Source organism: Paenibacillus sp. FSL H3-0321 (assembly GCF_038002865.1).
Classification (GTDB): domain Bacteria; phylum Bacillota; class Bacilli; order Paenibacillales; family Paenibacillaceae; genus Paenibacillus_AQ.
The window spans coordinates 5,549,832-5,563,108 of the sequence record NZ_JBBODH010000001.1 but is presented as its reverse complement, the minus strand read 5'-3'; the positions used below and the strand labels follow the sequence as shown (position 1 = coordinate 5,563,108).

Here is a 13,277-nt window from a genome sequence, read left to right as displayed (position 1 = left end):
TCCGCCTTTCTATAATTAGATGGGGTGCAGATTAGATGTTACGAATTCCTTATTCCTCCTCCTTTCCCAGACAGACTGAAAGCTCGGAAAGCTTCTGCCTTATCCCTGTGTCCCGTCGTTGCCGGTGAGCTCTGTATGATGAAAGTAAGGGATAGTGATTTGAACAGTTGTTCCGATTCCAAGCCGGCTGTAGAGCAAGACACCGTATGAATCGCCAAATTGCAGCTTGATTCTCTGGTCTACGTTGCGGATGCCATACCCCATCTTGATCCCGCTTGGAGAGAAAATCTGCCGGATGGTTTCCTTAGTCATACCGATGCCGTCGTCAATCACCTTGAATACAATTCCCTGCTGACCAGCCTCCGCCGTAATGCGGATATGAATGGTCTCCCCGTAAAAAGCATGCTCAAGAATGTTCTCCACAAAGGGCTGCAAAATCAGCCTTACAGTATCAAAACCCAGCACCTTTTGGTCAATATCGAAATTAAAGGTGAGATGATCCTCATATTTGATTTTCTGGATGTCAATATAGGTCTGTACATGCTGCAGCTCCTTCTCGACCGGAATCATCGTCCTGCCCTCATTCAGTGTCAGTCTGTAGAATTTCGCAAGGCCGCTGACCATCGAACGGATTTTACTGATCTCACCAAACTGTGCCAGACGGTTTATGGAAGAAAACGAGTTATACAAAAAGTGGGGATTGATCTGTGCCTGAAGAATTTCCAGCTCTGCTTCCTTCTTATGCAGGTTGGAGAGGTAAACTTCCTGAATCAGGCGGTTCATATTCTCCCCCATATTATTTAGTGCCAGGGAGATCTGATTAAATTCGTCATTGCCCCGGTAACTAAGCCTTTTATGCAAATCCCCTTCCTGAAAGGAACGGAGAACAGACACAATTTTGACGACACGCCGGGAAAAATAGCCGGACAGCAGCATACCTGCTGCGGAAAAGAAACCGATCATAATCAGGCAGACGAGAATGGTTACGCTTTTGACCTTCTGGATATCCTGCTCCAAAACTTCATTGGGGATATTGACCGCAAGCGTCCAGTTCAGTTCCTCGACCGGCGCCTTGATTTGCAGATAATCCTTGCTCTCCAGCAGTGGGATTTGCTCGGGTTTCATATTTTCATCCCCTGAAGAAAGGTGGATAATGTCATGATTTTCATTTTCTATATACACTGTACTGCCCTTGCGGAACTTATCATCTTTCACGCTTTCGAGAAGATCGGCAAGCTTGACGGTAATCCGGACAAAACCAAATGGACTCGGTGCAGTGGGCTCATACGTATCCATCAATCTGCGGAGCAAGGAAATATTCCCGTAGGACTCATCATCTTCGATCTGGCGCCACTGCATCGTTACCCCGTATTGTTCCCGGGGAAAACCGCTGAACCATGGCTTGCCCAGAATCCGCTTTTGGTGAAACAGCTGGTAGAACCTCCCCTTCCGCAGCGGGTCCATCCCTTCGTAAGAATAGTAAACCTCGGGTATGGTCTCATTCTGAATATACAGGGACAGTGCAATGTTGCGGTTAGAGGAATGCACCGTATTTTGCAGCATCGGGATCAAATAGCTCTGCAGCGTCTCAAAGCTGTACCAGCCGTCATCGTAGCGCCTTAAGGAATCCGCCAGTGTGCGGTCATAATACAGTGAGTCCGTCAGCCGCTTGGTATCCTCCACCTTATAACGGATATTATCCTGAATCTGCTGAAGCGTGCCCCGGATATTGGCCTTTGTCTGTGTTCGGATGGATTCAACCGCCGTGTTATAAGCAAAGGCACCGACAAAAGCAACCGGGACAATCAGCAGTACAATATAAGAAATCATCAGCTTGTAGCCGAATGACAGAAACCGTTTATTTTGCTTCATAGGCCGCTGTTCTCCTTTGTTCAGCACTGCTTACGGTAATCCCCCGGTGTCATCCCATATTTGTCTTTAAACTGCCTGCTGAAATAAGTCAGGTTTTTATAGCCAACCCTTCCGGCCACCTCGAAAATTTTATATTGGGGATTCTGCAGTAAAGTGCAGGCTTTCTCCAGCCGCTTCTCTACTACGTAATCGCTGAAATTAATACCCGTTCCCTGCTTGAACAGCACGCCGAGATGATTCGGGGAAAAGCTAAACAGATTGCTCACATCCCGGAGTGCGATATTCTGGTCCAGATGCTTCTCCACATAGGCGCAGACCGATTCAAGCAGCTTATTATTTTTCTTTTGCTTCTTTACATGCAGTGTTTCAGAGATTTCAAATACCCTCCGGCGCAGCCAGGACTGGATATCATCCATGGTTTCGAATTTGAACAGAATGTCCAGGTTTTCCATTCGCATGCCCAGCATCTGGAACAGATTCTCGTTTAGTCCTGCCAGATAGGCATCCAGCCGGGAGATAATCTGAATGGCAAAGTTGTAGACGGTAGATTTGGACTTCATCCGGCGGACCAAGGCGAATACATTCTCAAGTTCATCGTGCAGCTGGACAAGCCTGTAATTCGACATTGCGGCAAACAGGGCATCCAGCGTCATTTCGAGACTCTGCACGTCCTCCACGCTGCCTGACTCCAGCTCGGAAAATTGGATCAGACGGCTTTTGCCCGCAAGCATTTTATAATCAAGCGCCTGTTTCGCCTGCTGATAAGAGGTGTGAATTGAAGCGGTGGAAGCTGCTGTGCTGCTCAGGCCTATTGTGATGGTGACCGGAAACCGGACCCCAATAAGTTCAATTAAACCGCTGAGCAGCGCTTCACATTCCGCCAGTTCCTCCATCTGCAGTACAAGCGCACATTCACGGCTGGAAAGCCTGCACAGCGACCAGATCCGGCACTCTGTGCAATAATCCAGTACCGTTTGATACAGCTGATTGACGATCTGCCTCGCCTCCAGCTCGCTGTATGCATTCAGCTTCCAGGCCACATCATCAATCTCAATCACGGCGACCCGCTGCGGAGCAGATGGGCTAATTCCGCATTGCACAAGGACTAGATCATCCATGGTTTCTGCTCCGTCTTGCTGACCATCCAGCAGGCCAAGCAGCCTGTTGTTCTTAAGTACAGGTAAGGTCTTATAGTAATCCGATTCCAGTCTCGACTGCTGGGCCTCATGATCCAATTGGGCCTTCACCTTCTGCAGCACCTCGATCATTTCTTCATCCTCTACAGGCTTCAGGACATAACTCTGCACATTCAGCTCCATCGCCTGCTTGGCATAGTGGAAGTCTTCGTAACCGCTTACAAATATGATTTTCAGCTGTGGGAGCAGCTGCAATGCTTCACGGGACAGCTCCAGACCGGACATAATCGGCATCCGGATATCGGTGATCAGAATATCAACATGATGATTCCGGATATAATCCAGCGCAGCGAAGCCGCTGCTCACCACCGCTGCCACATTCATCTGCAGATCCTTCCAGGGTATAAAGTGCTGCATCCCTCTTAAATCCAGCACTTCATCATCTGACAGCAATACGTTATACATGTTTGACCTCCAATCCGGCCGTGTGATCAAAGCCAACACTTTCTATTGATCACATCATATAACATTTCATTTTTACCGTGTTGCAAAACCTTCATCCTCATTGCAGAAGTCTACAAATCGTTGTTCTTATCAGTGTTTTTGCCGGAACGGTTCCTATACTATGAATTTCAGCAGAGAAATTTGCAAAGGAAGTGTTCAGATGAAAAAAAGCATCGTCACGTCTTCACCACCGGGAGTCCCTCCGGGCGTACGACCGGAAGCCAGCCGCAAATCCTTCTGGTTCAGATTCTCCAGGCAGCTGGATCTTCAACTGATGGTCATCCCGGCAATGATTCTTATCGTGATCTTTTCTTATCTGCCGATGTACGGGGTGCTGATGGCTTTTCAGGATTACGATATTTTTCAAGGATTTCTGCACAGCCCATGGGTAGGCTTCAAGTATTTCCAGATGTTCTTCGAGGCACCCGAATTCTGGACCGTCATGCGCAATACGATTGTGATTAGTGCCCTGAGACTCCTCATCGGATTTCCGGCACCTATACTGCTGGCGCTTATCCTGAACGAAGTGATTCACTCGCGCTTCAAACGGATGATCCAGACCATCAGCTACCTGCCCCACTTCCTGTCCTGGGTCATCGTGTCCGGATTTGTGACCTCCATGCTGGCAACCGATAACGGAAGCGTGAACATGCTGCTGCAAAAGCTGCATTTAATCAGCGAACCTGTCAATTTCCTGTCCATTCCCGGCTACTTCTGGGCCATCCTGATCGGAACAGGAATCTGGAAGGAGATCGGTTTCTCCGGCATCGTATATCTGGCCGCCATTGCGGGCATCAATCCCGAAATTTACGAAGCAGCCTCCATCGACGGAGCAAACCGCTTGAAGAAAATTTGGTACATTACCCTGCCCGGTATTTCCGGCGTAGTTACGATCTTCATGATTCTCGCAGTTGGCGATATCTTGAGCGCAGGCTTTGAGGACATCCTGCTCCTGGCCAAAAACCCTGTACTTCAGGACGTGTCCGATGTCATTGATACTTACGTCTACCGCGTTGGTATCCGCAACTCGCTTTTCTCCTACGCCGCCGCAGTCGGTTTATTCAAGTCGATAATCAGCGTCTTTTTGCTCACAGTTGCCAATCGGATAGCCCGTAAACTGGGACACAGTCTGTGGTAGTCTTCGGCATCGCAACTACACATTGAAATGCAGGTGATCACGGCATGAAAAACAGTCTTTCTGACAATTTGTTTCTCAGTCTCATTTACTCCATGCTCATTCTCATGGCTTTTGTAATGTTGTATCCGTTCTGGAATTCGATCGTTATCTCATTCAACGTGGGTTTGGACACGACGCGTGGGGGGATCACCTTTTGGCCCAGACAATTCACTCTGGAGAATTACATTGTAGTGTTTCAGGATAAGCGGCTAATGACAGGCTTCCTTATTTCCGTGCTGAGAACGGGGATTGGCACAATTCTATCCATTGCCTGTACATCAATCTTTGCCTATGGCATGTCCAAGAAACAGCTCATGGGACGGAAAGGGTATATGATCCTGTGCATCATCACGATGTACTTCAGCGGAGGATTGATTCCTTCCTTTCTGATTAACCGTGAGTTGGGCCTGATGAATAATTTCTGGGTCATGATTGTTCCGAATATAATCAGCGTCTGGAACATGATCATTTTCCGCACGTTTTTTCTCGAACTGCCGGAAGGATTGGAGGAATCGGCAAAAATCGACGGCTGCGGCCACTTCGGCATCTTTTTCAAAATTGTCATCCCGATTTCAGGTCCGGTGATCGCCACACTTTCTCTATTTGCTGCAGTATGGCACTGGAATGACTGGTTTACGGCCAGCATTTACATCACCTCCGGGCATCTGCTCCCGATTCAAACGCTGCTTCAGCAAATTCTAAGCTCCAACATTATGTCTGAACAGATGATGCAGACCAATGCAGCCGCTCAAGGCCACATGGCCCGGCTCCAAAGCGTCACAACCAAATCGCTCACCATGTCCACTATGCTGGTAGCAACTGTACCTATTTTGCTCGTTTATCCATTTTTGCAGAAATATTTTACCAAGGGTGTCATGATCGGTTCCATTAAAGAATGAACTTGGATAAGATCGGTGTAGCAATCATGGCTCACGGCTTATTCATAAAAAACAATCCCATGGGGGTATGAAGATGTTCATTACAAGTGGAAACGGCTTCGCCGTCCTCAAAAGGACGGTATCCGTTTCAGCGAGAAATAGAAGGATAATTTATAGCGTGAAGCATATAAACTCTTATATTTCAAAAAAATCATTCCTGCTGCCGGTATGTATGCTGGGTATGAGTATCATGCTTGCCGCATGCGGTGGAAACACCGGTGAAGACGGGGCAAAGCCAAGCAACAACACTGCCGGGACTGATTCATCCCAACCTTTTGTTTTCGGAGAAACACCGCTCACCTTTTCCTTTTTCGGCAATTATGACTGGTATACGATGAATCCTTGGGGCCAGGATCCGGCGACTAAATGGATTCAGGAGAACAAGAAAGTAACGGTCCAGTCGATCCAGTCCGGCGGTGCGGCTCTGCAGAAATTCAATACAATGATCGCCTCCGGCGAGTTCCCGGATGTCATCTGGGGAGACCGCGGAGCCGAAGTAGAAAAGCTGAGAAAAGCAGGCAAGCTCGTTGCGCTGGACCCCTATCTTGATAAATATCCTAATCTGAAAAAATGGGCAGGAGAAAAAACAATCAATATGCTCCGCTCCGAAGACGGCAAACTGTACCAATTCCCAAATTGGTACACGAAAAATCCGATGGGCAACGGTGGCTACGCTGTAAATAATAAGATCTACAAGGAACTCGGATCGCCGAAGCTGAAAACCTTTGATGATCTGTATGCCTATCTGAAGCTGGTGAAAGAGAAATATCCTGACATTATTCCATTCGAGGTCGGGATGCTGGGTCAAGGGATAGACTTTCTCTACGCCGGGATGGCGGAAGACCGGAATGTCGGGCAGGTCTCTCTGCGTGTGGTCCCCCAGGGGAATGAGCTGAAATCCCTCTTCAGTGATCCGGTCTACCGCGAAACCATGGTGTTCGCCAATAAATTGTTCCGGGAAAAGCTGATTACCCAGGATGCCATCACGCAGACCCGCGACCAGGTCAAGGAAAAGGTGAATAATGGCCGCATAGCGGTCTACGGGGATTTCGATACCACCGTTATCGGCACGGAAGCGAACAGCATGCTGCGCGCCAAAGATCCTGAAGGCGGATACACGATGATCTGGCCTTTGCATAAAGCCGGCGTAGATCCGAAGAAGGTATGGGTCAACGAATTTGATTCTCTTGGCTGGAATGTCAGTGTCATCACAACACAGGCTGAGAATCCAGAAGGCATATTTGCCTATCTGGACTGGCTGACGGGTGAGGAAGGGGAGCGTATTATTTTCTGGGGGCCTGAAGGCATGTACTGGCAGGGCATCAATGAGAAAGGCGCACCCATCTACACAGAAAAATATAAAAATGAAGCCGAGGAGCGTTCCAAGCTCATGGCCATCTGGGATACGTTTCAATGGGCAGGAAATACGGCATTTATTGATGGAGCCAAGGCTGAAAATGAAATGAGTCTGCCTGAGGATAAGCGCGACTGGGCTACGGTCTCCCAAACCACAATCGCCTGGAAGACCTCATTTGATGCCACGGAATTCGGCAATATACAGCCCCTTCCAGATTCAGAAGAGGGCATGATCATGCAGCGTGTAGCCGATATCGCCGATAAGGTGCGGGCTAAAGCCTTGTTCGCCAAGGATGAACAGGAGGTGATCGCCCTGCTAGACAAAGCCGAGCAGGATGCCCAAAAGGCCGGTTATGATAAGCTCCTGAAGTTTGAAACCGGGAAGTGGCAGGACAATATCAAAAAGATAAAAGGGAATTAAACCGTCCCGCTATAAAAAGAACAAGGGTGTTCCCTGCCATGTAAATGGCCGCGGGACGCCCTTTGCTTTGTCAGGATGAGAATGGAAACACATCAATGGATACGGCTGTGGTCAGAATCAATTGGCCCAAGGCACGGACCGGGGCCGCGCGTTTAAGCTTCAGTGAGTTTAAGGAGGTCAACCTTGCCTGCATTCAGCTTCTCAATAATCGCCAGCAGAAAGGTCTCTGCCAGACTGTTCTTTTTGATCTCCCGGGCCGCTTCTTCAAATGTGAACCACATCGCTTGATCCACTTCGGTACTCATCCGGCTCAAGTCTTCCGAAGCAGCCATGCTTATAAAGTTCAGCATCAGCGTATTGGACGGCTCAAAATAAAGGCTGCGCATATATTCATAAGCCACGATATCCAGCCCTACCTCTTCCTTTACCTCGCGGATAAGGGTGGCTTCCGCATTCTCCCCTTTGTTGACGTAACCTGCGAGCAGGATGTAATCCGGCCGGTTATACTGCTTGATTAGCAGAATCTTGTCCATCTCTTTGTTCAACACTGCGGTACTGATAGCCGTGCTAAAAACAGGAAACCGGAACATTCCGCATGCCCCGCAAAAAGGGATCAGCCCCTCCCCGCCGCATTCTTTCAAGATCAGCTCAGTTCCGCATTCTATACAATACTTCAAGAAACATCTCTTCCTCTCCAAGTACACTGAATTCTATCCTATTATACAGGTCCAGGGATATGTAATCGCTAGGTAAAATTTTAGGAATTCGCGTTCTGAGGGGATTTTTGGACAGGTTTTTTTTATCCGGTGTGGAATAAGAAGAGTAGCCTGATTCGTCGGGCTCTATTAAAAAACAACTTGGAGGGACTGCAAACAATGAATCCGCTAATTAACTTTGCGCATCGCGGCGCATCCGCTGTGTGTCCGGAGAATACGATGTCAGCATTCCGCAAGGGCCTTACCCTTGGAGCGACCGGGATTGAAACCGATGTACAGATGACAAAGGATGGCGCACTGATTCTGATTCATGACGAAACGCTGGGCCGCACGACAAACGGCAGCGGGAATGTGAAAGACCACACGCTTAAGGAACTGCTTGACCTGGACGCGGGCTCCTGGTTCGGGGAAGAATTCAAGGGAGAGCTGCTTCCCACCCTCGAAGATCTTCTGGATCTGCTCAAGGATAGCGATACGGTGCTAAATATTGAACTTAAGAACGGGGTCTTTATGTACCCGGGGATGGAGGAAAAGGTTATTGCCGCCGTGCGGGAATTCAACATGAGTGAACGCGTCATATTGTCGAGCTTCAACCATTACTCCCTGGCTCACTGCAAATCGCTGGCACCGGAGATTCGCACCGGGATTTTGTATGGAGAAGGCTTGTACCGCCCGTGGGATTACGCAGCTTCTCTGCAGGCGGATGCGCTGCATGCCTATCATTTCGCTGTGTTGCCGGAGTTTGTCTCCGAGGCGGCGGAGCATGGCATCGCCTATCATCCTTGGACCGTAAATGATCCGGAGCGCATGAAAGAATTAATCGCTGCCGGAGTGTCAGGAATCATTACCGATTATCCGGACTTGCTGGACAGACTGCTTACTGCCAAGGGAGAGTGATGGGGTGAAGAAAGTCTGGCTGCTGGGTTTCGGTTTTTTCAGCATCAGCATTACATGGAGTTTGTATAATGCGTTTGTACCTTTTTTCCTGGAGAAATATGTACACAGTGTAGCTTTGATCAGCTTCATGATGACCATTGATAACTATTTCGCCCTGTTTCTGCAGCCATGGATTGGCAACCGCAGTGACCGTACGGTGAGCCGTTATGGGCGCAGAATGCCTTATCTGCTGATCGGAATGCCGCTGGCTGCCGTACTGACGATGCTGATTCCGTTCCACACCGGGCTGTTCACGCTGCTGCTCTTTATGATGCTGATGAACCTGGCCATGAGCCTGTACCGTTCGCCGACTGTCGCGCTGATGCCGGATATTACGCCGGATAAGCAGCGCACCAAAGCGAACGGCCTGATTAACTTCATGGGAGGGATTGGGTCGATCCTGGCGTTTGGCGTCGGCTCATTCCTCTACAAGGCCAGCCCAGCATTGCCGTTCATTGTTGCCGGTCTCATCACGCTGCTCTGCCTGTTCATCGTGTCGCAGTTCATCAAGGAGGAACGGGATGGGGTGAACAAAGAAGCCGGACTAGGTAGCGAAGAAGTCACAGGTCTATCCGGAGATTCGCAACGCAGCGGTAACATTCCACGGGTCAAACCTACACGCATCTCCTTAAAAAAACAGCTCGACCGGACCACTGTCTGGCTCTTAGCAGCCATCTTCTTCTGGTTCGTAGCTTATCAAGGAGTAGAGACGCTGTTCACATTGTACGGCAAACATCACCTTGGCCTCAGTGAACAGGCAGCCTCCTTCTCGCTGACGTTCTTTTCGCTGGCCTTCGTAGTGTTTGCGATTCCGAGCGGCTGGCTGGGCGGGCGGTTCGGGAAGAAAAAGATGATTGTCACCGGAGTCTGCGGACTGACGGCAGTTTTTGCCCTCGTGGGATTTGCGGAGAATTTGCTTGTGCTGCGGATTCTGCTGCTCGTTGGCGGGATGTTCTGGGCCTGCATTAATATCAATTCATACCCTTATGTAGTAGCGACAGGCACGGAGGAAAGCATCGGTACACGCACCGGAATGTATTATCTGGTCTCCTCGCTGGCCGCCATCACCTCCCCACCGCTGCTTGGGCTGATGATTGACCTTACCGACTACTCCATTCTGTTCTATGCGGCAGCGGTGAGCATGGCAATAGCCCTACTCTGCCTGTTCCTGATGAAAGGACGCAGCAAATTAAATTAATTGGCTTTGGAGCTGCCTGCCCAATTGACAGATTTAAGCGTGTTGCCCTGCTTGTGTATGGTATATCGGCCCTTTCCGAGCTGCTTGGCGCTGTACATTGCCGAATCGGCTTCCTTCAGCAGCGTCATCGGGTCGATCCTGCCATGGCTCAACGTAATGCCGATGCTGACTGAAACAAACAGTTCATGCCGTTCCAGACTGTAAATGCGGGTCGTTTGCTCCAGAATCTGCATAGCAAGCTGCTCCGCTTCCTTACGGCCGCAGCGCTTGGCGACAATTACGAATTCATCCCCGCCGTTCCGGAAGATATGCCGTTTGCCTTTGGAGGAGAACTGTTTCAGACTGCCGCCAACGGCCTGGAGCAGCAAATCGCCCACATGATGGCCAAGTCTGTCATTGATTGACTTGAATCGGTCCAGGTCAAGGAACAGCACCGCAAGCTGCTCATTCGGTTTGCAGTGGTCCCAGAAGTGATCCATCCCGTTTTTGTTCAAGAGGCCTGTCAAGGTGTCCCTGTAGGCAAGTTCCTTCAATTGCTCTCTTTCGGTCAGGATCTGGCGAAGCTTGGAGAACAGATACGTCAGGGCCAAGAGAGTCAGTGCATACAGTGCCAAGGAGATAAACAGGCTGCCCTCAGCCTGTTTCAACCCGGACTGTGACTGCTTGCCCAGCCAGTGCATTCCGTATAATCCGCCGCTGGCGATCAGTATTATCAGGCTCGTGCGCACAGCACGGGCTCTTTGATTTTTATAGGTGAAATTCCGGGTCAGCCGGAGAAGGCTGTACACAGTCAACGCTGCGATGGGAACCGAAAATAGAGCCAATATATAATTACGGGCTTCTTCCATCATGATGCGCACTCCCTTTTACATGAAAATAAATCTGATTAACAGTAATAAGCGATAAGCTTATTATCGGCAGGCGCAGGCTGATCCTGCATGGAATGTTTTGGAAGATGCCGCATGGATAAGGTCTAGCTCTCCATATGCTTCACACAATTATACAACTCGCAGGTCCAGCCGTTGTCCCCTTTAACAATGCGGGTGATAGAGGTATTCTTCAACAGCACGCTGACATCCAGTCCGGGAACCAGTCCGGTCAGGCTGCTCCGCAGAATCGCGCCGTGGCTGACAATCAGGATATTGTGGCCGGGATGCTTCAATGCAATCTCTTCAATCGCCTTGCTCCCCCGTTGCTTGCCTGATTCATTACTCTCCAGCCCGAGGTCCAGCGACTTCCATTCTGTCCCCCAGCGTTCCACCCGCTCTTGCTCCGTGGTGCCCTCAAGCAGTCCCCCGTTCATCTCCCTAATTCCCGGAATCACTCCCGCTACCTGCAGGCCCAGCTTCGCTGCGATCACCTCTGCCGTCTGTCTTGCTCTCAGCAGGTCGCTTGAGTAGATATAGTCCCAGTGTTCTCCGCTGAGACGCTCTGCTATAGCCTCCGCCTGCTGAAGTCCTTCCTCGTCCAAAGGGTTATCCGTATGCCCCTGTATCCGTCCTTCTTTATTCCAAGCTGTGCTGCCATGCCGAATCAAGCCGATTCTTGTCATTGTTGCTACCCGCCTTTATTAATAATAAGTAAGCTTACTAGATTATAAACGAACAGTCTGGAAGATGCATACGCCACCGGATATAAGAATCATCAGTTGATCACCATTCTGCCTGCACTGAAGCCTAAGTAATTGACGGTTAGACTGCCCTTATATGATAATAAGACCCGGTGCTTCATTCTGGAGCATGTTCCAAATTCATCCTGCATAGCAGATCATGCTGCCGCCACTTAAAAGGAGATACTGTTCATCATGAAAAAAATCATCGCCCTCATCCTTACCCTGCTTCTCCCGCTTTACGTTCTTCCTCCAGCATCATCAAGCGCCTCCGCGGCGCCTGCGTCCAAGCTCGCAGTTTATGTGGACAAGGAGAATCATGCTTTCATTCCGCTGCGTTTCCTGAATGATTTTGCCGGCATCCGGTCGATCCTCACTCCTGGCGGAACGATAGAAATTACAAAGGGCGAGGCTTCCCTCCACCTGATTCCGGGCTCGGCGAAGGCTTCCGTGAACGACAAGGCCGTAACCTTGAGTGAGCCGGTCTTCAGCGGCAGCGGCACGACGTATGTTCCGCTGTCTCTGGTCAGCCAAACACTGGGCCTTCAGCTGAAGTGGAATCCGCAGGCCTCGTCGCTCACGCTGACAGCGGACGAAACTTCCGCCACCTTGCCCGTACTCAGCGGAGCACTCCTTAAAGCGGAATCCCCGGCGGTAGTCAGCGGCAAACGCACCTTTAAGGTCGGCAGCCGCTCCTTTACAGTCCAGACAGTCACCGCTTCCCTGCTCCATCCCTCGGTGAAGCTGGATGTAGTGCTTGCCGGCAACACGGTCGGCAAGACGGAGTCACTTGGCAGCATTGCCAAACGCAGCGGTGCTCTCGTTGCGATCAACGGGACCTACTTTGATGCCTACACTAAAGGGGCATACAAAGTCCCTTATGGTTATATCATCAGCGGCGGAAAGATGCTCAAGAACGGCGCTGGAGAACGGCGGGCCGTATTCGCTTATGACCGCAATCTATTGGCAGAGCTGATTCCTGGTACTGAATTCGCATCGCGCTTCCAGAGCGGGACCATCGAAGGTGCGCTTCAGGCAGGCCCCCGGCTGCTGGTTAACGGGAAGGTAGCGGTGGATGTGACCGCCGAAGGCTTCAGGGATCCCAAAATCCGCACCGGCGGCGGAGCCCGCAGTGCGCTGGGCTTGACGCGCGACCACAAGCTGATTCTTCTGACCACCAGCGGGGCTACCATTTCGCAGCTGGCGCAGATTATGAAGCAGGCCGGTGCCTATCAGGCCATGAATCTGGATGGCGGCGCCTCCAGCGGATTGTATTACAACGGTAAATATTTGACAACGCCGGGACGTCTGATCAGCAATGCGCTGGTCATCAAAACCCGTTAACCCATCCTTCCGCAACATTCAAGCAGCCTCCCGCAGCCGGATCTTTTTCCGGCAGCCCGGGAGGTTGTTT

11 protein-coding genes are annotated in these 13,277 nt (G+C 50.3%); 6 read left to right on the top strand and 5 right to left on the bottom strand.

Annotated elements, in window-relative coordinates:
- Positions 1–99: 99 nt before the first annotated feature.
- Both MHI45_RS24860 and MHI45_RS24855 read right to left on the bottom strand, forming a co-directional pair.
- Positions 100–1,872, bottom strand: a complete 1,773-nt coding sequence (locus MHI45_RS24860; RefSeq protein WP_076113680.1) for a sensor histidine kinase — start codon at positions 1,870–1,872, stop codon at positions 100–102.
- A 20-nt stretch (positions 1,873–1,892) separates the two neighbouring features.
- Positions 1,893–3,473 carry a response regulator gene (locus MHI45_RS24855; protein WP_076113679.1) on the bottom strand — a complete coding sequence of 527 codons (1,581 nt, stop codon included), beginning with the start codon at positions 3,471–3,473 and terminating at the stop codon, positions 1,893–1,895.
- A 313-nt stretch (positions 3,474–3,786) separates the two neighbouring features.
- Here MHI45_RS24855 and MHI45_RS24850 point away from each other — a divergent pair, with 313 nt between their 5' ends.
- From MHI45_RS24850 to MHI45_RS24840, 3 genes are all read left to right on the top strand, one after another.
- Entirely contained in the window at positions 3,787–4,650 is an 864-nt protein-coding gene (locus tag MHI45_RS24850) for an ABC transporter permease (protein WP_038598724.1), read from the top strand.
- Positions 4,651–4,694: 44 nt separating this feature from the next.
- A complete protein-coding gene (locus MHI45_RS24845; protein ID WP_038586830.1) occupies positions 4,695–5,588 on the top strand; it encodes a carbohydrate ABC transporter permease in 894 nt (297 codons plus the stop codon).
- A gap of 211 nt (positions 5,589–5,799) precedes the next feature.
- The gene (locus MHI45_RS24840) at positions 5,800–7,404 is read left to right on the top strand and encodes an extracellular solute-binding protein (RefSeq protein WP_076113703.1); all 1,605 of its coding nucleotides are present in this window, start codon (positions 5,800–5,802) and stop codon (positions 7,402–7,404) included.
- A gap of 152 nt (positions 7,405–7,556) precedes the next feature.
- On the opposite strand, the gene MHI45_RS24835 is transcribed toward MHI45_RS24840, so the two are convergent.
- The gene (locus tag MHI45_RS24835) at positions 7,557–8,081 is read right to left on the bottom strand and encodes an NUDIX domain-containing protein (RefSeq protein WP_076113678.1); all 525 of its coding nucleotides are present in this window, start codon (positions 8,079–8,081) and stop codon (positions 7,557–7,559) included.
- Between the two features lie 198 nt (positions 8,082–8,279).
- On the opposite strand from MHI45_RS24835, the gene MHI45_RS24830 reads away from it, so the two are divergent.
- Both MHI45_RS24830 and MHI45_RS24825 read left to right on the top strand, forming a co-directional pair.
- Positions 8,280–9,017, top strand: coding sequence for a glycerophosphodiester phosphodiesterase (locus MHI45_RS24830; RefSeq protein ID WP_076113677.1), 738 nt, complete (start codon positions 8,280–8,282; stop codon positions 9,015–9,017).
- A gap of 4 nt (positions 9,018–9,021) precedes the next feature.
- Positions 9,022–10,254 carry an SLC45 family MFS transporter gene (locus MHI45_RS24825; protein ID WP_076113676.1) on the top strand — a complete coding sequence of 411 codons (1,233 nt, stop codon included), beginning with the start codon at positions 9,022–9,024 and terminating at the stop codon, positions 10,252–10,254.
- On the opposite strand, the gene MHI45_RS24820 is transcribed toward MHI45_RS24825, so the two are convergent.
- Together MHI45_RS24820 and MHI45_RS24815 are read right to left on the bottom strand one after the other, a co-directional pair.
- Positions 10,251–11,105: a GGDEF domain-containing protein gene (locus MHI45_RS24820; RefSeq protein ID WP_076113675.1), complete on the bottom strand. Its 855-nt coding sequence runs from the start codon at positions 11,103–11,105 to the stop codon at positions 10,251–10,253. The genes MHI45_RS24825 and MHI45_RS24820 overlap by 4 nt on opposite strands.
- A gap of 122 nt (positions 11,106–11,227) precedes the next feature.
- Complete coding sequence (locus tag MHI45_RS24815) at positions 11,228–11,806, bottom strand: histidine phosphatase family protein (protein ID WP_076113674.1); 579 nt, start codon at positions 11,804–11,806, stop codon at positions 11,228–11,230.
- 252 nt (positions 11,807–12,058) lie between these two features.
- Here MHI45_RS24815 and MHI45_RS24810 point away from each other — a divergent pair, with 252 nt between their 5' ends.
- Positions 12,059–13,207, top strand: coding sequence for a phosphodiester glycosidase family protein (locus MHI45_RS24810; RefSeq protein WP_076113673.1), 1,149 nt, complete (start codon positions 12,059–12,061; stop codon positions 13,205–13,207).
- Positions 13,208–13,277: the final 70 nt, after the last annotated feature.

Coding starts and splice junctions, on each gene's coding strand:
- MHI45_RS24855 (WP_076113679.1), bottom strand. CDS start 3,473: ATGTATAACGTATTGCTGTCAGATGATGAAGTGCTGGATTTAAGAGGG.
- MHI45_RS24810 (WP_076113673.1), top strand. CDS start 12,059: ATGAAAAAAATCATCGCCCTCATCCTTACCCTGCTTCTCCCGCTTTAC.
- MHI45_RS24820 (WP_076113675.1), bottom strand. CDS start 11,105: ATGATGGAAGAAGCCCGTAATTATATATTGGCTCTATTTTCGGTTCCC.
- MHI45_RS24850 (WP_038598724.1), top strand. CDS start 3,787: ATGGTCATCCCGGCAATGATTCTTATCGTGATCTTTTCTTATCTGCCG.
- MHI45_RS24840 (WP_076113703.1), top strand. CDS start 5,800: ATGCTGGGTATGAGTATCATGCTTGCCGCATGCGGTGGAAACACCGGT.
- MHI45_RS24845 (WP_038586830.1), top strand. CDS start 4,695: ATGAAAAACAGTCTTTCTGACAATTTGTTTCTCAGTCTCATTTACTCC.
- MHI45_RS24815 (WP_076113674.1), bottom strand. CDS start 11,806: ATGACAAGAATCGGCTTGATTCGGCATGGCAGCACAGCTTGGAATAAA.
- MHI45_RS24830 (WP_076113677.1), top strand. CDS start 8,280: ATGAATCCGCTAATTAACTTTGCGCATCGCGGCGCATCCGCTGTGTGT.
- MHI45_RS24860 (WP_076113680.1), bottom strand. CDS start 1,872: ATGAAGCAAAATAAACGGTTTCTGTCATTCGGCTACAAGCTGATGATT.